The following is a 21,384-nucleotide window of genomic DNA, read 5'->3' as shown; positions in this document are numbered from 1 at the left end:
AATTGTTCGGAGCACCGTGGTGCGTTTATTGAATCTGACTCAGTGATTTATCCGGTCATATTCCCAATAGTGCTGCACTGCAACGCATTCGCGGTTGAAAAATGCGCTCTCCACCTGTCGAGCTGAACTTGACCGGACGTTTTGCAGCCGTACTGTCGCCCCAACAAAGCCGCCAATCGTGCGGCTACGAGGGAGGACAGTGCTATGGGCTTATGGTCGGCGATCCGTCGCGAGTGGTTTTATACGACGCAACTGGCGCGCATGTTGGGCGCACTGAAAAAAATCACGCCGGATTCTGACTATCTGACCCCCGACCTGCTCGAAGACAGCGTCGACAAGCACCAGCAGCGCACGGCCTTCATCACCGAAAGCGGCGTCGAGATCAGTTACGCCCAGTTTGACCGGTACGCGAACCGGGTCGCCTATTGGGCGCTGGCCCAGGGCCTGAAGCCCGGTGATACGGTTGCGCTGTATATGGCCAATCGCTGGGAATATGTGGCGATCTGGTATGGCCTGTCCAAAGTCGGCATCATGGCCGCGCTTCTCAACAACCAGATCACAGGACATTCGCTGGCCCATTGCATCAATGTGTCAGGCGCCAATCATGTGATCGTCGAAGGCGATATGGCGGAAGCGTACGTAACCGCTTGCGAATTGATTGACTGCGCCATGACGCCCTGGATCAGTGACGGCGCCCAGGCCAAGGCGCCCGGCGGCAAGGATTTTGATGCGGCCCTGTCCGGCCAGTCCGATGTGCGCCCGGATCGCTCCTATCGCGCCCAGTACACGGCCAAAGATCCGTGCATGAAAATGTACACCTCAGGCACCACCGGCCTGCCCAAGGCGGCGATCGTGGCGCATACGCGTGCGCTGTATTATCTGCAGGTGTTCGGCGTCTCCGGTCATGCCAGCAAGGATGACCGGATGATGATGGTGCTGCCCATGTATCACGCCACCGGCGGGCTGTGCGGGGTTGGCGCGGCGCTGTCCTTTGGCGGCGCGGTGATCGTGCGCAAGAAATTCTCCGCGACGCGTTTCTGGCAGGACGCCACCGAAACCGGCGCGACCATGCTGATGTATGTGGGCGAGCTGTGCCGTTTCCTGGTCGCCGCCGAACCCAATGAATGGGAAAAGAAACACAAGATCCGCATCGCCATCGGCAACGGCCTGCGCCCCGATGTCTGGCCGCGCTTTGTCGAGCGGTCCGGCATTCCGCGGATCATGGAGTTTTATGGCGCGACCGAAGGCAATGTGGGTCTGATCAATCTGGACTCCAAGCAAGGCGCCATCGGCCGCGTGCCGCCGCACCTGTCCAAACGCTTCAATATCAAGCTCGTCCAGTTCGACATGGACGAAGAAGCCCCGATCCGGGACGCCAACGGTCATTGCATCGAGTGCAAGCCTGGCGAGGTGGGCGAGGCGATTGGCGAAATTCGCGCCGATGACGCCCGCTATCGCTTTGACGGCTATGGCGATGAAGAAGCCACCAAGAAGAAGATTCTGCGAGACGTTTTTGACGAAGGGGATGTGTATTTCCGCACCGGCGATCTGATGAAGCGCGATGCGCAGGGCTATTTCTACTTCGTCGACCGGGTGGGCGACACCTTCCGCTGGAAGTCGGAAAACGTTTCCACCAATGAAGTCGCGGAAGTCTTCGGCACGCATGAGAAAGTTGTTCAGGCCAACGTCTATGGCGTTGAAGTGGCTGACTATTCGGGTAAGGCCGGGATGGTGGCTCTGGTGGCTGAAGACGGGCTGGATCTCAAATCGCTGCATGCGCATGTGACCAAAGAGCTGCCGCATTTTGCACGTCCGCTCTTCATTCGCCTGAGCAAGGATACTCAGGACGAGAACACCACCGGCACCTTCAAATTGAAGAAGACTGATCTGGTCAAACAGGGCTGGGATCCCGAAGCGATCCCCGAGCCGGTCTATTTCGATGATCCCGATGCGGGGGAATACATTCCGCTGACCGCGGACATCCGCGCCCAGATCATCTCAGGCGAAAAACGGGTCTGATCATGGTGTTGTTGCCGGAGGACGTTCTCGACTTCTGGTTTGAGCAGGCTGGCCCCAAAGCCTGGTTCTCGGTGGATGCGGCCTTTGACGCCCGGGTCCGCCGGATGCTGGGTCCGGCCTGTCACAGCTTTCTACAGACCCGATCCGTGCTCGATCATCCCTGGATGGTCGAGCCCGATAGCGCACTCGCGCTGGTGATCGTGCTCGATCAGGCGCCGCGCAATGTCTGGCGCGGCTCGAACGCCGCGTTCAGGCTGGACCCTCTGGCGCGAGAAGCCGCCATGGCCATGCTGGATGCGGGGTTTGACTGGGCCTTGCCCAAAGAGCGCCGGGCCTTTGTCTATTTGCCGTTCTCTCATTCTGAAGACATTGAGGATCAGGCCCTGGCGGTTCTGATGTGCGAAGAACGGTTGGGCCCCGACAGCGAGAATACGCGCCATGCTCGCGCGCATATGGATGTGATCGCGCGCTTTGGCCGCTTCCCCCATCGCAACGCCGTCCTGGGGCGGACGCCCCGGGCCGAAGAGATCCGGTTTCTGGAAGAGGGCGGATACGCCCCCGGCCTGAAACGCCCGGCAAAATAATCCCAAGGGCAGTCCTGACTCAGCGCACGCCACGCCGATTTTACCTAAGATATTGATTAATATGGGATTGAATTCGGCAGGCGCTTTGCAAGATGGCTGTGAAGCCTTTTCTCAGGAGCCACCGTCCATGTCCGCCCAACGCCAGTCCCGCATTACGCCCCTCGATATTCGCGCCATCGCTTTCACCCTGGTGGACCGCCATGGAGATGAGGCGCTGAATTATGCTGACCTTGCGGTGACGGAGCTTGAAGAAAAGGGCGAGGATGAAAGCGCCAACGCCTGGCGTGTTTTGCGTTGGGAGATCGAGGATGCGCTGGCGGGCGTGATTGTCCGCGAAAGTCCGATCCAGATGCAATAATCTGTGTCTGTCATGGGAGTTTGTCTTGCCATGCTGCACGTGCTTCGACAGCTTTGATCCATGAGCGACCCTTCACTTTTCGACACATGGATCAGCCAGGCCGGGCTGAACGATCTGTTCAATCCGCAGAAAACTGTCACCGCCATGCGCGACGCCATGGCGCGGATGGAAGAGTTGGTGGAGGTCGCGCCGCCTCCGGTCGAGGCCATCCATGATATCGAGATCGCCGGGGGCTCTGGCGCGCGTCCGGCGCGCGTGTATCTGCCCTATGGCGCTCAGCCTGACAGCGGGCCGGGGCTGATTTTCTATCATGGCGGCGGGTTCATGGTGGGCACTCTGAAATCTCATGACCCGCTGTGCCGTCGTCTCGCGGCGGTGTCGGGGGTGCGTATCTGTTCGGTCGACTATCGCCTGGCGCCCGAGCATCCTTTTCCCGCCGCGACTGATGACGCCTTCGCCGCCATGGATGCAGCGCTGGCTGGCGATCTGGCGGAATACGGGTTTGACGCGAACCGTCTGGCGGTCGGTGGGGATTCGGCGGGCGGCAATTTGGCGGCGAGCGTGGCGCGCGAACGCCGCGACCAGCTGCACTATCAGCTCTTGCTCTATCCTCTCATGCAGCTCTTGCAGACCAAGAAGGATCGTCCGCGCTGGCAGGAAGGTCCTTTGCTGTCTGAGTTCACACTCGACGAGATCCGCAAGCATTACATCGCCAGCGCCGATCCGGCTGATGTGCGAATTTCTCCGCTGTTGGCGGACGATCTGAAGGGTTTGCCGCCCGCCTATATTCTTGCCGCTGAGATGGACCCGCTGCTTGATGAGGGCGCGGCCTATCGCGATCGGCTGACAGCCTCGGGCGTGCCGGTGGAATACAAGCTGTGGAAGACCGTGCCGCATGGCTTTTTGAACATGTCGCGCCTGTTCCCCGCCTGTATTTCAGCGATTGAGGCGTCCGCGCGCTCGCTCAGCAAGACCTTTGAGGCCTGAGCCTTGCCGACGGCGGGTTCAGGTCTTAGCTCAAAGCCATGAGCGTCACATCCCGATACAGACCCGATCCGCGTTTCGCCGCTTTGGGCGATGAGTTTTCAGATGCGGTCGAACCCGCCGACTTCCCCCAGGCGCAATTGCGCTGGTGGAATGCGCGCTGGGCGCAGGAGGTGGGGCTGGGCGAGCTGGATGACGCGCAGCGCCAGGCGCATTTCCATCGCTTCTCGCCCTTACAGGACAATCAGCCGCAGCCGCGCGCCCTGCGCTATCACGGCCATCAGTTTCGCGTCTACAATCCCCAAATCGGGGACGGACGCGGCTTTCTGTTCGCCCAGCTTCGCGACAGCCAGGACCGCTTGCTCGATCTTGGGACCAAGGGATCAGGCCAGACGCCGTATTCACGCTCCGGCGATGGACGTTTGACGCTCAAGGGCGCGGTCCGTGAGGTGCTGGCCTCTGAAATGCTTGAAGCGCTGGGCGTCTACACGTCCAAGACCTTCGCGATCTTCGAGACCGGCGAACAGCTTCACCGCGGCGATGAACCCTCCCCGACCCGCTCCGCCGTGATGACCCGGTTGCAGCATTCTCATCTGCGGTTCGGGGTGTTTCAACGCCATGCCTATCACGACCGGCCGGACCTGATCTCTGAGCTGGTCGAGTATGCGATTGAACATCTGGTCCCGGAAGCCGCTGAGCGTGAAGGCGATCGCGCGGCGGCCTTGCTGGAGGCTATGGTGCGACGGTCGGCCAAGCTGGCGGCGCAATGGATGGCGGCGGGGTTTGTTCACGGCGTTCTGAACACCGATAATCTGGTGGTGACCGGCGAGAGCTTTGATTACGGGCCGTGGCGGTTTCTGCCGTATTTCGAACCGGGCTTCACCGCCGCTTATTTTGACCAGCAGGGTCTTTATGCGTATGCGCGCCAGCCCGAGAGCGTGTTCTGGGCGCTTCAGCAATTGGCGGCGGCGCTCAGCCTTGTGGGCGAACGCGACGGCTTGATCAATGCGTTGGAAGGGTATCCAGACCATTACAAGCGCGAGATCACCCGCGCCTTTCATCACCGGCTTGGCCTGGAGGCGCTGGGCGATGACAGCGACGGCGCACTGGTCAGCAGCCTGTTGAACGCCGGTCGCGAGCTTCAGATCCCGTTTGAAGCGACGATCTTTGACTGGTTCGGCGGTGAGGCTTCGCGTGAGCGCGCGCTGCATTCAGACCGGTCAGGCCTGTATCGTCAGGACGCTTTCGCGCCCGTGATCGAGGCGCTGTCCGCGCGAACACCTGTGCGGCCCGAGCGCCTGTCTCATTCCTATTTTCAGCGCGAAGACCCTGTCCATTTGACGATTGATCATGTGGAAAGCCTCTGGGCGCCGATCGCCGACAATGATGACTGGTCAGCGTTTGAGCAGACATTGGCGGATGTGGGCGAAGCGCGCCGCGCTTATGATCTGGGCCGGGACCAGGTCGGCTTTCTTTCGGAGTAGGACATGCTGGATATTCTGCGCGCGGACGGGTTTGGCGATGACCGCATCGCGCATGGCTTCACCACGCGCACCGGCGGGATCAGCACCGGTCCCTATGCCAGCCTGAATCTGTCCTGGTCGCGCGGCGACGACAAGGCCGCCGTCGAGGCCAATCGCGCTCGGGTGTCCCAAGCGTTCGGCGGCGCCCGGCTGGTCTTCGCCAATCAGATTCATGGCGCGACAGTCCTGAAGGTGGACGCCGCCCCTGAAGGCTGGTCCGCCGGTGAAGGCGACGCGCTGATCACCAATCAACCCGGCCTCGCACTGTGCGCCCAGACCGCCGATTGCACACCGGTCCTGCTCTACGATGCTGAGAACGCGGCCATCGCCGCCATTCATGCCGGGTGGCGCGGGGTGATCGCTGGGGTCATTCCCGCCGCGATCAGCGCCATGAGCCAAGCCTATGGCAGTCGCCCTGAGGCCCTGCAGGCCGTGATCGGCCCCGCCGTCGCTCCTGAAAACTATCGGGTCGGCCCCGAAGTGCTTGAGCAATTTGAGACGATGTTCGGACCACTTGATGACGGACTAGCCTTGCCGCGCGACAGCGAGGGCGGCGCAGGGCTGAACGTTTCTGAGGGCGCGCGGCGTCAGCTGCTTCGCGCCGGGGTGCCAGAAGACGCCATAGAATGGCTCAAGGCATGCACCTTTGCAGACGAAGACCGCTTCTTCTCGTGCCGCCGCGCGGCGCGCGACGGTCATGCCGGTCATTTCGGCGGCCAGTGCGGCGTTATCGCACTGAAAGCTTAGGCCAAGAGCTCGACCATGGCGTCGGCGATCACCGCCTCTTCATCGGTCGGGATCATCCAGACATCGACCGAGCTGTCCGCGGCGCTGATCCGGGCGGCCTCGCCATGGGCCGCCTGATTGGCGTCATCGTCGATCGCGAGACCGAGATATTCAAAGCCTGAACAGATGCGCTTGCGCAGCGATTGCGCGTTCTCGCCCACACCGCCTGCGAACACCAACGCATCCAGACCTTCCAGAACGCCCGTCAACGCCCCGATTTCCCGGCGGCAGCGAAAGACGAAATAGTCGAGCGCCTGCGCCGCCTCTTGGGTCTCGCTCGCTTCCAGCACGCGCATATCGCCAGAGAGCCCCGACAGGCCTTTCAGCCCGCTCTCTTTATACAAAAGCTCGGTCAGGGCGGCGGCGTCCATGCCTTCAGTCTCCATCAGGTGCAAGAGCACGCCAGGGTCGATCTGGCCGCAGCGCGTGGCCATGGGCAGCCCGTCCAGCGCGGAAAACCCCATGGTGGAGCCGATGGAGCGGCCATCCTTCACCGCGCACATGGACGCCCCGGCGCCCAGATGCGCCAGGATCACCTTTTGCGGGCGTCCGCCGACAGACACGTCATCCAGGCGTCGGGTCAGCCATTGATAGGACAGACCGTGAAACCCGTAGCGGCGCACCCCCTTGTCAAAGTATTCCAGGGGCAAAGCGAAAGTGTCGTTCACCCAAGGGTGACTGCGGTGAAACGCGGTGTCGAAACAGCCGATCTGAACAGCGCCTGGGAAAGCACGCCGCGCCGCCTGCACGCCCGCCAGATTGTGCGGCTGGTGCAAAGGCGCGAGTGGGCTGAGCGCGTCAAGCTCCGCTTCAACCTCCGAAGTCAGAATGACCGGGTCAGTGAAGCGGGTTCCGCCATGCACGATCCGATGCCCGACGCCGCGCACCTGATCGTCGATTTCCTCGGCCAGAATATCGAGCGCGGCCGTCATGGCGCCGCCATGATCGGCGGCGGCGGGGACAGCTTGCGTCTCTTCCACGCCGTTTCTTTTCAGGGTCAGCTGCATGGCCTCGCCGACGCCGTCGATATGCCCGGTAAGCTGACGGTTCTGGCCATTGGCTGTGAAGACGGCGAATTTGAGCGAGGACGAGCCCGCATTCAGCACCACAAGGCTCATTGTGCGGCCTCTGGCGCCGGTTGAGTGAGGGCGGGCGCCGGGTGACCGGTCTTCAGCCATTGGGCGTGCAGCGCCGCCACCGCGCAGGACATCAGACGCGAGAACTCAGAATCCGCCCGGCTGGTCAGGATCACGGGGGCCGCCGCGCCCAGCACCACGCCGGCGCTTTCCGCGCGCGCAACAAATGTCAGCTCTTTAGCCAGCATGTTGCCCGCCTCCAGATTGGGCGCGACCAGTATGTCGGCGCGACCGGCGACTGCGCCCGTCAAACCCTTCACCCGCGCCGCTTCCAGATCCACGGCGTTGTCCATGGCCAGCGGACCATCCACCAGCCCGCCGGTGATCTGGCCGCGATCCGCCATTTTTGACAGGGCGGCGGCGTCCAGCGTCGAGGGCAGGGCGGGGTTGATGGTCTCCACCGCCGACAGAATGCCAGCCTTGGGCAGCGCAATACCGAGCGCGCGCGCCAGATCAATAGCGTTCTGGGTGATATCGGCCTTGGCCTGAAGATCAGGCGCGATGTTCACAGCCGCATCGGTGACCAGCAAAAGCTTGTCATGGGCGGGCACGTCCATCACGAAGACATGGGACAGGCGGCGCTCGGTGCGCAGGCCGTGGCTGCGGTTCAGAACGGCGCGCAGCAAGGTGTCGGTGTGCAGATGCCCTTTCATCAGGCTTTGCGCCTGTCCGTCCGCCACCAGCTTGCAGGCGAGCGCCGCCGCGCTTTGGGCGTCCGGGGCCGCTTCGATCCGGATGCCGTCTATCGAACGCCCTGCAGCTTGCGCCGCCTGGGCGATGGCGTCTGGATCGCCCACCAGTATCGGCGTGATCAAGTCGCGATCCGCCGCCGCCAGGGCGCCGGCCAACGCATCTTCACTTTGGGGGCAAATCACGGCTGTGACGGCCGGGGCGATATCGCTGCAGGCGCTCAGCAAGCGTTCGAAATGGCGATGGCGGTGCACCATGAGGTCGGGCAGGTCATACGGCCCGAAATGACGCGACTGGCGGGGCGGGACCACATCCAGTTCCGCACTCAAGGCGGGACCGTCCGGGCCGTCCACGCTCGCGGAGAGGGTGACGTAATCTTTGTGCTTGGCGATGAGATGCACCCGGATCGCCACTTCGTCGCCGATGCACACGGGTTCGCCCGTTTCAAAGCGCCATGCGCGCTCACGCGAGCCCGGTCCGGGCAGGCGTTGGCCGACCACGGAAGAGATCAGGCTGGCGAGAAAGGCGGGCGGGCAAATCCCTTCGGGTTTGCCGTCGCCATCGCCATCGAGTTCCGGAATATGCAGCGGATTGAGATCGCCCGATGCGTGGGTGTAAAACACCAACGCGTTTGGCGTGATCCGCCGCACCTCTTCAGCGCGTTGCCCGACGCTCAGGGCGGAAAGATCAAGCCCCTGTCGGCCCGCTGTCTCGGTCATGGCGCACTCCTTGTATTGGTGCGCGCATTGTGTGCCCGCGCGTTACAAAGGTCGACCGTTATTGGCCTCCACCAGCATGCGGCGCAGTTTGCGCATGCCGCCGACCCAGCGGTCCCGTTCGCTGCCTTTCTTGGCGACGTATTCGGGGGTCTGGGCGTGAGTGGTGACGAGGAAGCGGTTCTCTTCCATGGCCTTGAGCAGGGTCGCCGCGACCTCTTCAGGCTCCAGATAACCGCTTAGCCCTTGGGCGCCGCCTTCAATGCCTTTCACCAGCGGCGTATTGACGCCTTCGGGGCACAGGCACTGAACCTTCAGGCCGTCATCACCATGGGTGATCGCCAGACTCTCCGCAAACGACACCGCCGCCGCCTTGGTGGCGGAATAGGGCGCATCGCCGATCTGGTTGAGCAGGCCAGCGGCTGAGGCGGTGATGATGAAATGGCCATGGCGTTGCGCCATTGAGCGCGCCAGCATGCGCGCGGCGAAAACGCTGGCCATGACATTGACCTGCCAGCAGGCGTCCCAGGACGGGGTCGGCGCATCGCCGGCGCCCCAGCCGGGGCCGTCAGACACGCCGATGCCGGCGTTCGACATGAAGATATCCACCGGGCCCAGCTGGCGCTCCACCCGATTGACCAGACGCGCCAGCGCCGCTTCATCGGTGACGTCGACACCCAGGCCGAAACCGCCAAATTGCTGCCCGGCAGCCTTGGCGGCGTCATGATTGAGGTCTGCAATGACGACTTTGGCGCCGCGCGCATGAAAGGCGGACGCGCAAGCCTTGCCGATGCCGCTGGCGCCGCCGGTGACGATGGCGACTTTTCCGTTGAGATCCATGTGTTGATCCTCCCGCATGATTTTGCAGGAAGCTTAAACGGTTAAGGACAACTCGCAAGACGCTTGGTCGGCGCCGGTTCAGGCCACATCGAGCGCTGCGTGCAAGATCGCCATGACGATGGTTAAAGCGGAGCGATACTGCTCGAGCGTCTCAGGCTTGCGCACAGACGAGACGACATTGGCGTATTGCGAACAGGCTTGTTGCAGGCGTTCTGCATCGCCTGAAAACACAATCACCGGGATATGGGAGACTTCAGGTGTCCGAGACAGCTGCTCGAGAACCCAGACGCCGTCTTCACCCGCAAGCTTCAGATCCAGGACGATGCAGTCATAATCGGGATTGGCGCGCACAAGGTCCAAGGTCTGCTGACCTTCCACAGCGCGATCAATGACCGCCGCGCCGGATTCCTCACGGAGCATTTTTTCAAAGAGGAAGGCTTCCTGGTCATCGTCTTCGACGAGCAGCAGAGTAGGTTTGTATGTTCCCATCGCCGTCATAGGGCGCCCCCAAGCCTAAATTTTTGTCCATGTTGACGCTAGTGTGACGTTTTGACTGTGAAAAGTGATATTTCGGAGAATGTTGAATTTTCAACAGTTGCTAAGAGGCATTCTCAGGATCAAGTTAAGGCTTGTTCAGGCTGTACGTAGAGACTTGCTCGATAATGATTGCGTAACAGCACCTTATGGATATTCAGTCTTGATATCTGAGTTCGTTCATCTTCGTGTTAATTTCGTAACCTGAGCGACAGGTTTCTGCATTGCGGCTTCTCTCGGTGGTTTTTCGGGCTCCAGGCGCACGATTTCCTGCCCGACCTGACTGATTCGGCATCACGACGCAGCGCAAGCAGATGATCAGGCTCAGGCCTGTCTGGTGTCCCCGACTGGATTCGAACCAGTGGCCCTCAGATTAGGAATCTGATGCTCTATCCTGCTGAGCTACGGGGACACGCTCAGGGAAAATAAGCCGGGATGACAGGCGCGTCACCCCGGCGAATGCTTATTGCGGCGCTTCTGTCAGCGCGGCGCGGATTGCGGCGAGGTCTGCAAGCTTGAAGTTCTGGCCGCCCGTGTCTTCGGCGTCGTCCTGCGCCAGGAACACGCCTTCGGGGTAGCCAGGCAAGGGCAGGGCGTGAACCTCGATGCCGTCGGTCTCGCTGGTGCGGTCAATGTCGCCGCCATTGATCTCAAAACGGCCGATCAGCGCGTTGTCAGCGGTGTTGAAGACAGCATAAGCGTTATCGCCCTGGCTGGAGACGACGAGCCAAGGCGCAGCGCCGTCTTGCGGCCACAGCGCCACGCCTTCGGCATCGGCGATGAGGCTGTCAGAATTCACGTCCGCCAGCTTGGTGCGCGCATCGCCGCTCTCAGGGTCTGCGTCATAGACCCAGACCGCCACATTTTCTTCGGCGATGTAGAGCGTGCCTGTCTGGTCATCGACGGCGCAGCCTTCGGTGATGGTGCCCAGGGAGACGCTGCGAACCGTCTCGCTGCGCATGGCGCCGTCTTCAAACCACAGGCGTTGCTGCATCAAGCGGCCGGTATCGTCTTCAGTGACGAAGGCGAACAACGCATTGTCTGACGGACGCTGATACAGGCACAAGCCATAAGGGTCGACAAAGTCGAGCGGCAGGACCCCGCCGGGCGCCGCGCTCAGCTCTCCCGTTTCACGATCGATGAAGAAGACCGCCAACGCGATATTGGTGCGGTCCGAGGCGACCGCGATGTCCACGGTTTCATCGCCGGCGTCAAAGCCATAGCGCACATCCACATTGTTCATGCGCCCGGCAGCCAAGTATTGGGTGGTTTCCCCGTCCAGCGTGTAGACGTAGAGCCCGCTTTTCTTGTCAGTACCCAGAATGCGCGACTGAGCCGGGTTCGCGGCGCGCCACAAAGCGGGATCATCCGCCGCGTCGCCAGCGCCGGCGACGGCAGCGGTTTCCATGCTGGCGGGAACCGAGACGCGAGGCAAGCTTGGCCCGGGAGCCTCAGAACAGGCGACTAACGCGCCTGCGCACGCTGTCAAAAAGACCATCGAAACTGTTGTGCGCATGACGCACCCCCCTTCTACCCCGAGACCGGTTCAATTGGAGTCTTGAATAACGGGACAGTTCGGCTGAGGACAAGTCGCGAAGTCGCATTGTCATATTGAATACATATAGCCGACACAGAGCCGTGTCGTAGACAACATCAAAGTGTCGCCAGAGCTCTTCATAACCTCTTCTTAATCATGCGCAGGTCTGCGTGTGCCTTATTGCGTCTTGATAATAGTCGGGGGACTTTCAGATGAAGCGTATGACCAGTTTGCTGGGTGCAGCGTCCATGATGGCGCTGGCGGCGGGGACGGCCCATGCGGGCGAGATCACCGGTCGCGTGACGGAAGCGACCGGGGCGGTGGGTCTTCAGGGCGCGATCGTGCGGATCAGCGAAACCGGCCAGACCGTGTCTTCCGCGCGCGACGGCTCTTTCCGGCTGAGCAATGTCCCCGCTGGCGACTTCACTCTGGTGGTCGATTATTTGGGCGCCGACGCCCAGACCCGGTCCGTGACGCTGATCAGCGCCGACGACCAGGTGGAGACCAATTTCGTGTTGGGCGCGGACGTCGCCGCCGATGACAATATTCTGATCATCGGTCAACGCGGACAGCTGACCAGCGCACTGAACCGCCAGCGGGCGGCCGCCGGCCTGATCTCGGTTCTGTCCGCCGACGCCGTGGACCGCTTGCCCGATGAAAACGTGGCCGAAGCGGCGCGCCGCATCGCAGGCGTCAACGTGCTCAATGACCAGGGCGAGGGCCGTTTCGTCTCGATCCGCGGCATCGACCCGAACCTGAACACCACCACGGTGAACGGCGTGCGCTTGCCGTCGCCAGAATCCGACAATCGTCAGGTGCCCCTGGACGTCATCGATTCAGACGTCCTGTCTTCGATCGTGATCTCCAAGTCTCTGACGCCGGACATGCCCGGCGACACCATTGGCGGCAATATCGAGATCGAGACCCTGTCCGGTCTCGACCAGGACGACCGCCTGCTGCAGTTCAGCCTGCGCGGCATTTATGCGGATGTGGTGGAAGAGTTTGGTTATCGCGGCTCTTTGACGTTCGCAGACAACTTCATGGACGGCCGGCTCGGCGTTGCACTGTCGGTCTCAGATCAGCTTCGCAAGTTCGGCTCAGAAAACGCCGAAGTGGACGGCGGCTGGGAAACGGGCGTGTCGGTTCCGTTCCCGGGTGAGTTTGAACATCGCAATTACGACATCACGCGCGAACGCACCTCGGTGGTCTTCAATCTTGATTTTGACGCCACTGAATCCACCAACCTCTATCTGCGCTCCACCTACTCTGATTTCTCCGACCAAGAGTATCGGTCGCGGGTCGAGAACAAGTTCGAAGATCCCGATTATCTCGACAGTTCGTCGGGCGGCGGCGCCTTCTTTGACGCGTCCACGGGCGATGAGTTTGAAGTGGATCGCGACATCAAGGATCGTCTGGAAGAGCAGACCATCTACGCCGTCGCTGTGGGCGGCGAGACGTTCACCGGCCCATGGACGCTCGATTACCAGCTGGCTTACGCTTATGCTGAAGAAGCCGAGCCTGACCGGATCGATACCGGGTTCCGCGCCAAGTTCGATGAGGGCGTTTTCGGCGTCAATGTGAACGACGCCATGCTGCCGCAAGTGATTTTCGGCGACGCTGCGGCTGAGGCCGCCTACTTCGATGCCTCAAACTACGAGTTTGATGATCTCGAATTCCTGAACGGCGTTGCAGAGGACGATGAATGGTCCTTCCAGTTCAACGTCCAACGCGACATGGCGTTCGGTCAGTATTTCGGCTTCATCAAGAGCGGCGTTCAGTATCGCACGCGTGAGAAGTCCTATGATGCGACCACCTTGGTGTATGGCGGCTATGACAACGGGTCTGGCGATGACCTGACTCTCGCGGGGTTCGCCTCTTCGGTGGAGTATCCGCTGGGGAATTTTGGTCCGGCTGCGGTGCCTCAGACGGTGCGCGGCTTCTTCAACGCCAATCGCGCCGATTTTGAACTCGATGACACCGACACGCTGTTCGCCAGCGCCGGTGACGATTACTCCGCTTCTGAAGATGTCTTCTCGGCCTATCTGATGGGCTCGGTGGACATTGACGCCCTTCGTATCGTCGCAGGCGTCCGGGTTGAAGACACCCAGTTTGACACCACGGGCAACCAGATCGACGAAGACCTCGAGAGCGTGACTTCTGTCAGCGCCGAAAACGAATACACCGACTGGCTGCCCAGCGTGAACCTGCGCTATGAGGCCTCCGAGAACGTGATCGTGCGCGGCGCCTATTACGCCTCGATCTCGCGCCCGAACCTGGCGCAGACGGCCCCGCGCATCGTCATTGATGACGATGATGAAGCTGAAGCCGGCAATCCGGATCTTGACCGTCAACAGGCCCAGAACTTCGATCTGATGGTGGAGTATTATCCCACCGAAGACGCTGTGATCTCTGGCGGTGTGTTCTACAAGTCGATCGACAATCTGATCGCGACCTTCGTTGACGACAATCCCGGCCAGCTCAATGGCGCGGACATCAACGAGCTGACCACCTTCGCCAATATTGACGAGGCGGATCTGCTGGGCTTCGAGTTCAACTACCAGCAGGCCCTCACCATGCTGCCGAGCGTTCTGCAGCACACCCTTATCGGTGCGAACTACACCTATGTGGACTCTGAAGCGACGCTGGCGGATGGCCGTGAAATCACGCTGCCGCTGCAGTCGCAGAACATCTTCAACCTGATGCTCGGCTATGATGACGGACGTCTCGATCTGCGCGCGGCGCTATCGTATCGCGACGCCTTCATCGATGAGCTTGGCGGCGAAGCGGCGGAAGACCGGATCGCTCTGGAGCACACCCAGATTGATTTCTCCGCCAAGTACGACCTGACCGATAATCTGCGTCTGTATTTCGACTTCAAGAACGCGTTTGACGAGCCCTTCCGTGCGGCCTTCCGCGATGGTGGACGTGAGTTGAACTCCCAGTATGAAGAGTATGGCTGGCAGACCCAGTTCGGCTTCCGCTACACCTTCGGCGGCTAAGACGACTGCACGCCTTTGGAAAAGAAACCCCCGGAGCCTGGCTCCGGGGGTTTTTCATTGAAGGGCTTGCCTCAAAGTCGGCAGAGGGAGAGGCTCTGACTTCGTCATCCGCATAAAGGCGGGATTAGCTAAGGGAGGTCCTAGACCATGATCGAACCGGACTTCATCACTGATCTGGGCAGCCCCAACGCCTATCTGGTCCACAAGGTTTTGCCGGATATCGAAAACCGCACAGGGGCGACGTTTCGCTATCGCCCCTGCCTTCTGGGCGGCATCTTCAAGGAGACGGGCAATCAATCGCCCTTCTTCGCCTTCGCGGACATCAAGCACAAGCTCGACTACGAGATGCTTGAAATCCGTCGTTATGCGGCAGAGCACGCGCTGGGAGCGTTCAAGTTCAACTCTCATTTCCCGATGAACACCCTGACGCTGATGCGCATGGCCGCAGCTGTCGAGATGGATGCGCCTGATCAATTGCGCGCCTTTCTGGACGCAGGCTTCGCCGGAATGTGGGAGCAGGACCGGGACTTCACACAGGTCGACGTGATCAAGGCGCATTTTTCAGACGCCGGGTTTGATGCGGAGGCGCTGCTCGCCCGCGCCCAGGACACCGATGTGAAGGCGCATCTGATTGCGAATACGCAGGATGCGGTGGTCCGCGGCGCCTTCGGCATGCCGACGATCTTCGTGGGTGACGAGATGTTTTACGGCAAGGAACGGCTCGCCCAGATCGAGGCCGAAATCAGAAACCAGCTGTCATGAGCGGCGCGGCGGTCATCATCGGCGCCGGCGACGCCACGGGCGGCGCGATCGCCAGGGCGTTCGCCGGAGAGGGCTATGACGCCTGCGTGGTGCGTCGTCCGCGCCATCTTGATCAGCTGGAGGCGCTGGCTCAGGGCATCCGCGACACGGGCGGCCGCGCCCACGCGTTTGGCGTGGACGCGCGCGATGAAGACCAGATGACGGCGCTGTTTGATCAGGTCGAGGCCGAAATCGGACCGATCGAAATCATGGTTTTCAATATCGGGGCGAATGTGAATCTCCCCATCGAGGAGACGAGCGCCCGCGTTTATCGCAAGGTCTGGGAGATGGCCGCTTTCGCGGGCTTTCTGGCGGGACGGGAGGCGGCGCGCAAGATGATCCCGCGCGAACGCGGCACGGTCATTTTCACCGGAGCCACGGCGTCCACGCGGGGCGGGAAGGGCTATGCCGCCTTTGCGGGAGCGAAGTTCGCCCTGCGCGCCCTGGCCCAATCCATGGCGCGAGAGCTGGGGCCGAAGAATATTCATGTGGCCCATGCGCTCATCGATGGAGCGATTGATTCCCCGTTTATCCGGGAGCTGTTGCCCGATGTGGATGCGTTGCGAGCCCAGGACCGTCTGCTTGACCCCGAAGCCATCGCGGCCGCTTATGTCAGCCTGCATCATCAGCCGCGCACGGCCTGGACGCATGAGCTGGACCTCAGGCCCTGGGCGGAGACTTGGTAGCGCCGCGATGAGACATTGCGTCCGCTTTGCAAGTGTTGCGATCTGTCTTATAGCGCAGTCATGTTTCGCGCGTCTCACCCTGTTCTACGCCAGATAGCGGCGGCCTTCATCGCCTTGCAGGCGTTGTGGTCGTCCATGGCGGCTACGGCCTATGCCGCAGGGTTTGATGAAGCGAAGTATTTGTGCGGCACGCTGGCGATGGAGCTGGACGCGGAAGCGCGCGCCCAGATCGCTGAACTCGTCGCGCTGACCGGGCTGGAAGAGCCTCACGACCGCCAGACGGGCTTTGATCCCTCTGATTGCGTGGCCTGCACGCTGGGGCATGGTGCGGCGTTGGACGCGGATGCGCCTTGCCTTCTCGACAGGGCGCCGACCCAGGTCGAGCCCATTGTCCTGCGGGTGGATCAGGCGAGCCCTCGCACGCCGACCGGCCCCCCTGTGGGGCTGCGCGCACCCCCCTTTCACAGCTGATCGTCTTCTCGCCGCGCCTCCAGGCGCGTGTCGGCGTCTGACCTTGGTGTCGGGCGCGTGATCTGTTCTGTGAAATGAGAAACCATGTCTGTCATCGTGTTTGCGGGCGTCTCTGCGTTCGCCCTCTCCGCCGCCGCCTCAGCTGCGACTTCCGAAACGGCGCCCCAGTCTGACAATCCACGCTGGGTGGATGTCATCACCGTCACCGGCCATGCGCCGCTTTTCGCGGATGAGGCCGCTGTCTCGACCGATCTGGCCCCCGCTGTGGCGCCGGACGCTGCAGGCCTTGCGGCGCGCCTGCCCGGGGCGGCGCTCGTGGATAACGGCGCATTGTCGGGCCAGGTCCAGTATCGCGGTCTTTATGGCGCCCGTGTCGCGGTCCGATTGGACGGGCAGGCTTTCCATTCAGGCGGGCCGAATCTGATGGATCCGCCGCTGCATTATGCGCCTGCGCCGCTTTTGGACCGCCTCGAAGTCACGCGCGGCCCATCACCGGTGAGCCAGGGGCCGTCCCTCAGTGCGGGTGTGAACGCGGTGTTCAAGCATATCGACTATGCCGAGACCGCCAGCCCGGTTTTGAGCGCGGATATCACCTCCATCGTGCGCAGCGTGGATGAAAGCTATGCCGTGGGCGGCGTGGCCGGGATTGCGACGGATCGCCAGCGCTTTGAAGTGATTGCGTCCACAGAGCGCGGCGAGGATCGCGATACGCCCTATGGTGTCCTGAACGGGACCGGGCACGCGCGTGATGTCTATGGCTTTGGCTATGGTCTGCGCCTGACCGCGAATACCGAGCTGACGGCGGATTTTCGGCGCCAGGAAGGCGGCGAGACCGGCAACCCGCCTTTCCCCATGGATATTCGCTATATGGATACGTCCACGAGCCGCCTGGGCCTCAACACGCAGCTTGAGGCGTGGAGCCTTTCCGTGCGTGCTGAGCATGCGCGCGTCGATCACGCCATGAACAATTTTGATCAACGCCCCGCTCCGGCGCCCATGCGCTGGCGGGAGACGCTGGCGAGTTCTGAGACCGTGACGTTCGGGTTAGATGCAGAGCGCGCCTTGCGTGATGGCGTCCTGCGTTTTGGATTGGATCGCGCTGATATCCGCCATGACACCACCATCACCAATCCCCTGAATGCAGACTTTTTCGTGACGCCGTTCCCTGATGTGGAGCTGACGCGGACGGGCGTTTATGCCGAATGGGAAGGGCCGGTTTCCGCTTACGAGTTCTATGCTGGTTTGAGGCTCGACGCTCATGAGGCGGATGCGGGCGAGCCGTCTCTTGGAACGGCGCTGCCCATGGGGCCGCGCATGCTGGCTGCGGCGTTCTCCTCGGCGGATCGTTCCTGGGATGATGTGACACTGGACGGCTTGGTGCGTCTGGCGCGCCCCGTCACAGACACCGTGACATTGCGCGGTGCGCTGGCGCGCAAATCGCGCGTCGCCGGGCAGGTGGAGCGCTATGGCTGGCTGCCGATTACGGCGTCCGGGGGGCTGGCTGACGGCAACACCTATGTGGGGACGCTGGATCTGAACCCGGAAGTCGCGACAAGCCTTGAGGCGGGTTTCGATTATGCGTCAGACCGGGCGTATCTGCGGCCGACCGTCTATGTCGCTTGGGTTGAAGATTACATCCAGGGCGTGCCGGCTGAGCCCAATACGCCGGGTTTGCCGGATACGCCGCTTGAAATGGTGTCGGCGATGAATGGCGATCCGACGCCGTTGCGGTTTTCCAATGTGGATGCGCGGCTCTACGGCTTTGATGCGGATTTCGGCCTGGTCCTGACGCCGAGCTGGCGGTTGGACGGCGTCCTCACCTATGTGCGCGGCGAGCGCGATGATGTGGACGATGATCTCTACCGCATCACCCCCGCCAGCTTGCGGCTCAGCGCCACCTATGAGCAGGCGGTCTGGTCTGCAACCCTCGAAACGCTGATGGTCGCCGAGCAGGACAAGGTGTCCGCGGAAAACAGCGAGCAGGAAACCCCGGGTCATGTGGTGCTGAACGTTTACGGGCGCTGGGCGGTCAATGACCAGGTCAGCCTGTCGGCGGGCGTCGAGAACATCCTGGACCAGCCCTATCGCGATCATCTGGCGGGCTATAACCGCAATTCAGGTCTTGGCGTTCCGGTCGGCGAACGTCTGCCGGGCGCTGGCGCGGGGGTCTGGCTGCGGCTTAATACCCGCTTCTAGGCTTTGACCTTGTCAGGCTGACAGGCAGAATGCTCCCCTTTTGGGGGAGTTTCGAATGCTCAAAATCGCGCTTTGCGTGTTGATTTTGGCTGGCTTGTCAGCCTGTAGGGCGCCTGAACGGGCGGAGGTTTCGAGCGTTGCGCCCCTGGGCGCGCGCTCGGGCCACAGCTTTACGTATCTGGACGAGGCAGGTGTGCGGCAGGCCGCTCTCTTGGCCGGCATACGAGGCGCTGAGACGCCAGATTCCCGTGACCGGCTGCAAAGCCTGCTCGATGAGGCGGGAGACGCCTTGTTGCTGATCGAGACGGAAGCCGGACGTGACCGGTATGATCGACCCGTAGTGCTGGCGCTGTTTGATCGGACAGCCGGCGAGGCGTACCTCGACGCGGACATGGTTTCGTCGGGGCAGGCCATGGTTTGGCCCAGGCCCGACGCAGATCAGCGCGCCCAGATCTTGTATGCTCTGGAAGCGGAAGCGCGACGTGCTGGAGAGGGGGCTTGGGGCAGCGGAGCGTTTACGATCCGTGATCCGGATCCTGACCGCCTGGCCCAGCATCTCGACAGCGCCCAAATCATTGAAGGCCGTGTCGTGGCGGTGGGAGAGGCGCGCAATGGCCGCCTTTATCTCAACTTTGGTCTGAACTGGCGCACGGATTTCACCGTGAGTCTGAACCGGGCCGACCGCGAGCGGTTTGAAACCCAGGGGCTTTCGGACCCGGCGCAGTTGGAAGGCGCCGTCATACGTGTGCGGGGATGGCTGTATGCCGAGAACGGACCGATGATCCATGTGGCGAGTCCGGCGCAGATTGAAATCCTCGATGCGCCGGACCCGACACCCTTGCCCTGACTGTCAGTCGATGGGGATCAGTCCGGCTTCTTCCGGGTCTCCCACCACTTCAGTCAGGTATTGTTTGAGCTTTTTCAGCGCTTGGTGTTCCACCTGTCTGACACGTTCTTTCGAAATGCCCAGGCGTTCGCCCAGTTTCTCGAGCGTGACGGAATCCTCGCCCAGACGGCGCTCGCGAATGATCAGCTGCTCACGCTCGCTGAGGCGGCTCAGGGCCTGACCCAGCCATTGCGCGCGTTGGTTCTGATCGCGCCCTTCCATGACCTGGGATTCCGGGTCGGGATTGTCATCTTGCAGCAAGTCCTGCCACTCGCCTTCGCCGTCTTCGGTGAAGGGGGCGTTCAGGGACCGGTCCACAGCGGCCAGACGGCTCGCCATCTTCTCTACATCGTCTTCACCGACGCGCAGGGCCTGAGCCACATAGGCGCGGTTTTCCGGCGTCAGCGCGCCTGAGCTCGTGTCCTTGATCAGGGCGCGCAGACGGCGAAGATTAAAGAACAGGGATTTCTGAGCGGCGGTGGTGCCGGTACGCACGATGGACCAGTTGCGCAGCACATAGTCCTGAATGGACGCACGGATCCACCAGGTGGCGTAGGTTGAGAATCGCACTTCGCGTTCAGGCTCGAACCGGGCGGCGGCCTGCATCAAACCGATATTGCCTTCCGACACCAGGTCGGGAAATGGCAGACCGTAATTGCGGAATTTGGCGGCGATGGAGATGACCAGCCGCATATAAGCGGTGGTCAGGGTATGCAGCGCCTCTTCATCGCCTTTTTCTTTCCAGGCGGTGGCGAGGTCCAGCTCTTCCTGACGCTCGAGCAGAGGGGCATCCATCGCCTTCTTCATATAACGCCGATCAGGATCGACGGAGCGCGATGGGGCGGAGCGAGTCGGCGCAGATTGTGACATCTTGTTCGCTTTCGTTTCGCATGGGCCACTAACTTGATCATGAGCTTATACGAACGATGTCCGGACCTGGATCATGCTCTGGTGTGATAGTTCACGATTTGCTGGGGTAGAACGAAAAACGCCCCGCCAGAGTGCTCTGGCGGGGCGTTGAACTGTAGACGTCCCGTGCGGACGAGGCGCTTATCAGGCGGCTTTTTTGGTCAGCGTGGTGGTCAGAAGCTCAAGCGCTTCCTCACGGTCGACTTTCTCGACCGCAGCCACTTCGCGGACCATGCGGTCGAGCGCAGATTCATAAAGCTGGCGCTCGGAATAGGACGGCTCGGGCTGATCTTCCTGGCGGTGCAGGTCGCGCACGACTTCCGCGATGGAGATCAGATCGCCGGAATTGATTTTGGCTTCATATTCCTGGGCGCGGCGGCTCCACATGGTGCGCTTGACCTTGGGCTTGCCCTTCAGGGTTTTGAGCGCATTTTGCAGGACGTCGTCGCTGGCCAGCGGGCGCATGCCTGCGTCGGTGGCCTTGGCGGTCGGCACGCGCAGGGTCATTTTATCCTGCTCGAAGGAAACGACATAGACCTCGATATCAAATCCGGCGACGCTTTCTTTTTCGACGCCTACGACACGGCCCACGCCATGAGCTGGATAGACCACATAGTCGCTTTTCTTGAACGTCTTATTATCGTTGGCGGATTTCTTGGTCATACGAGGCCCTCTCGTCCAAAGCCTGCAGAACTGGTCATGTTTGCGGGTCAGAATAGACCACGCGAA

The 21,384-nt window shown here is 61.6% G+C and carries 19 protein-coding genes and 1 tRNA gene; 12 read left to right on the top strand and 8 right to left on the bottom strand.

The features are described 5' to 3' along the window. Positions 1-204 precede the first annotated feature (204 nt). The 6 genes from ACQ66J_RS04360 (at position 205) to pgeF (ending at position 6,215) form a co-directional block, all read left to right on the top strand. On the top strand, positions 205-2,019 hold the full coding sequence (locus tag ACQ66J_RS04360) for a long-chain-acyl-CoA synthetase (protein ID WP_430430631.1): 1,815 nt from the start codon (positions 205-207) through the stop codon (positions 2,017-2,019). A 2-nt stretch (positions 2,020-2,021) separates the two neighbouring features. Further along, entirely contained in the window at positions 2,022-2,603 is a 582-nt protein-coding gene (locus ACQ66J_RS04355) for a DUF924 family protein (RefSeq protein ID WP_430430630.1), read from the top strand. Positions 2,604-2,730: 127 nt separating this feature from the next. Further along, positions 2,731-2,961, top strand: coding sequence for a hypothetical protein (locus ACQ66J_RS04350; protein WP_375548306.1), 231 nt, complete (start codon positions 2,731-2,733; stop codon positions 2,959-2,961). A gap of 60 nt (positions 2,962-3,021) precedes the next feature. Further along, positions 3,022-3,948 (top strand): alpha/beta hydrolase, encoded by a 927-nt coding sequence (locus ACQ66J_RS04345; protein ID WP_430430629.1) that lies wholly within the window; start codon positions 3,022-3,024, stop codon positions 3,946-3,948. A 38-nt stretch (positions 3,949-3,986) separates the two neighbouring features. Beyond that, on the top strand, positions 3,987-5,429 hold the full coding sequence (locus ACQ66J_RS04340; protein WP_430430628.1) for a protein adenylyltransferase SelO family protein: 1,443 nt from the start codon (positions 3,987-3,989) through the stop codon (positions 5,427-5,429). Positions 5,430-5,432: 3 nt separating this feature from the next. Beyond that, complete coding sequence (gene pgeF, locus ACQ66J_RS04335) at positions 5,433-6,215, top strand: peptidoglycan editing factor PgeF (protein WP_430430627.1); 783 nt, start codon at positions 5,433-5,435, stop codon at positions 6,213-6,215. Here pgeF and ACQ66J_RS04330 read toward each other — a convergent pair. The 6 genes from ACQ66J_RS04330 to ACQ66J_RS04305 all read right to left on the bottom strand — a co-directional run bounded on the left by ACQ66J_RS04330 (position 6,212) and on the right by ACQ66J_RS04305 (position 11,668). Next, positions 6,212-7,372 (bottom strand): acetate/propionate family kinase, encoded by a 1,161-nt coding sequence (locus ACQ66J_RS04330; protein ID WP_430430626.1) that lies wholly within the window; start codon positions 7,370-7,372, stop codon positions 6,212-6,214. The genes pgeF and ACQ66J_RS04330 overlap by 4 nt on opposite strands. Continuing rightward, positions 7,369-8,799: a bifunctional enoyl-CoA hydratase/phosphate acetyltransferase gene (locus tag ACQ66J_RS04325; protein ID WP_430430625.1), complete on the bottom strand. Its 1,431-nt coding sequence runs from the start codon at positions 8,797-8,799 to the stop codon at positions 7,369-7,371. Before ACQ66J_RS04325 ends, ACQ66J_RS04330 begins: the two co-directional genes overlap by 4 nt. Positions 8,800-8,841: 42 nt before the next feature. After that, the gene (locus ACQ66J_RS04320; protein WP_430430624.1) at positions 8,842-9,636 is read right to left on the bottom strand and encodes an SDR family NAD(P)-dependent oxidoreductase; all 795 of its coding nucleotides are present in this window, start codon (positions 9,634-9,636) and stop codon (positions 8,842-8,844) included. A 78-nt stretch (positions 9,637-9,714) separates the two neighbouring features. Continuing rightward, positions 9,715-10,134: a response regulator gene (locus ACQ66J_RS04315; RefSeq protein ID WP_375548313.1), complete on the bottom strand. Its 420-nt coding sequence runs from the start codon at positions 10,132-10,134 to the stop codon at positions 9,715-9,717. Positions 10,135-10,505: 371 nt separating this feature from the next. Next, positions 10,506-10,582: transfer RNA gene (locus ACQ66J_RS04310), tRNA-Arg, on the bottom strand. A gap of 51 nt (positions 10,583-10,633) precedes the next feature. Continuing rightward, positions 10,634-11,668 (bottom strand): phytase, encoded by a 1,035-nt coding sequence (locus tag ACQ66J_RS04305; RefSeq protein ID WP_430432226.1) that lies wholly within the window; start codon positions 11,666-11,668, stop codon positions 10,634-10,636. A gap of 251 nt (positions 11,669-11,919) precedes the next feature. On the opposite strand from ACQ66J_RS04305, the gene ACQ66J_RS04300 reads away from it, so the two are divergent. The 6 genes from ACQ66J_RS04300 to ACQ66J_RS04275 all read left to right on the top strand — a co-directional run bounded on the left by ACQ66J_RS04300 (position 11,920) and on the right by ACQ66J_RS04275 (position 19,707). Continuing rightward, positions 11,920-14,706 (top strand): TonB-dependent receptor, encoded by a 2,787-nt coding sequence (locus ACQ66J_RS04300; RefSeq protein WP_430430623.1) that lies wholly within the window; start codon positions 11,920-11,922, stop codon positions 14,704-14,706. A gap of 147 nt (positions 14,707-14,853) precedes the next feature. Beyond that, complete coding sequence (locus ACQ66J_RS04295) at positions 14,854-15,468, top strand: 2-hydroxychromene-2-carboxylate isomerase (RefSeq protein ID WP_430430622.1); 615 nt, start codon at positions 14,854-14,856, stop codon at positions 15,466-15,468. Continuing rightward, entirely contained in the window at positions 15,465-16,193 is a 729-nt protein-coding gene (locus ACQ66J_RS04290) for an SDR family oxidoreductase (protein WP_430430621.1), read from the top strand. The genes ACQ66J_RS04295 and ACQ66J_RS04290 overlap by 4 nt, the downstream gene beginning before the upstream one ends. Before the next feature lie 60 nt (positions 16,194-16,253). Next, entirely contained in the window at positions 16,254-16,664 is a 411-nt protein-coding gene (locus tag ACQ66J_RS04285) for a hypothetical protein (protein ID WP_430430620.1), read from the top strand. Between the two features lie 84 nt (positions 16,665-16,748). Continuing rightward, positions 16,749-18,860, top strand: coding sequence for a TonB-dependent receptor plug domain-containing protein (locus ACQ66J_RS04280; RefSeq protein WP_430430619.1), 2,112 nt, complete (start codon positions 16,749-16,751; stop codon positions 18,858-18,860). A gap of 211 nt (positions 18,861-19,071) precedes the next feature. After that, positions 19,072-19,707: a thermonuclease family protein gene (locus ACQ66J_RS04275; RefSeq protein WP_430430618.1), complete on the top strand. Its 636-nt coding sequence runs from the start codon at positions 19,072-19,074 to the stop codon at positions 19,705-19,707. 3 nt (positions 19,708-19,710) lie between these two features. Here ACQ66J_RS04275 and ACQ66J_RS04270 read toward each other — a convergent pair whose 3' ends face one another. Continuing rightward, positions 19,711-20,616 carry an RNA polymerase factor sigma-32 gene (locus ACQ66J_RS04270; RefSeq protein ID WP_430430617.1) on the bottom strand — a complete coding sequence of 302 codons (906 nt, stop codon included), beginning with the start codon at positions 20,614-20,616 and terminating at the stop codon, positions 19,711-19,713. Positions 20,617-20,799: 183 nt separating this feature from the next. Further along, the gene (locus ACQ66J_RS04265; RefSeq protein WP_022700321.1) at positions 20,800-21,318 is read right to left on the bottom strand and encodes a CarD family transcriptional regulator; all 519 of its coding nucleotides are present in this window, start codon (positions 21,316-21,318) and stop codon (positions 20,800-20,802) included. Between the last annotated feature and the right edge of the window lie 66 nt (positions 21,319-21,384).

Source organism: Oceanicaulis sp., from assembly GCF_965284345.1.
Taxonomy (GTDB): Bacteria; Pseudomonadota; Alphaproteobacteria; order Caulobacterales; family Maricaulaceae; genus Oceanicaulis; species Oceanicaulis alexandrii_A.
The sequence above is the reverse complement of the archived record's forward strand: the minus strand, read 5'-3'. Positions and strand labels throughout refer to the sequence as shown.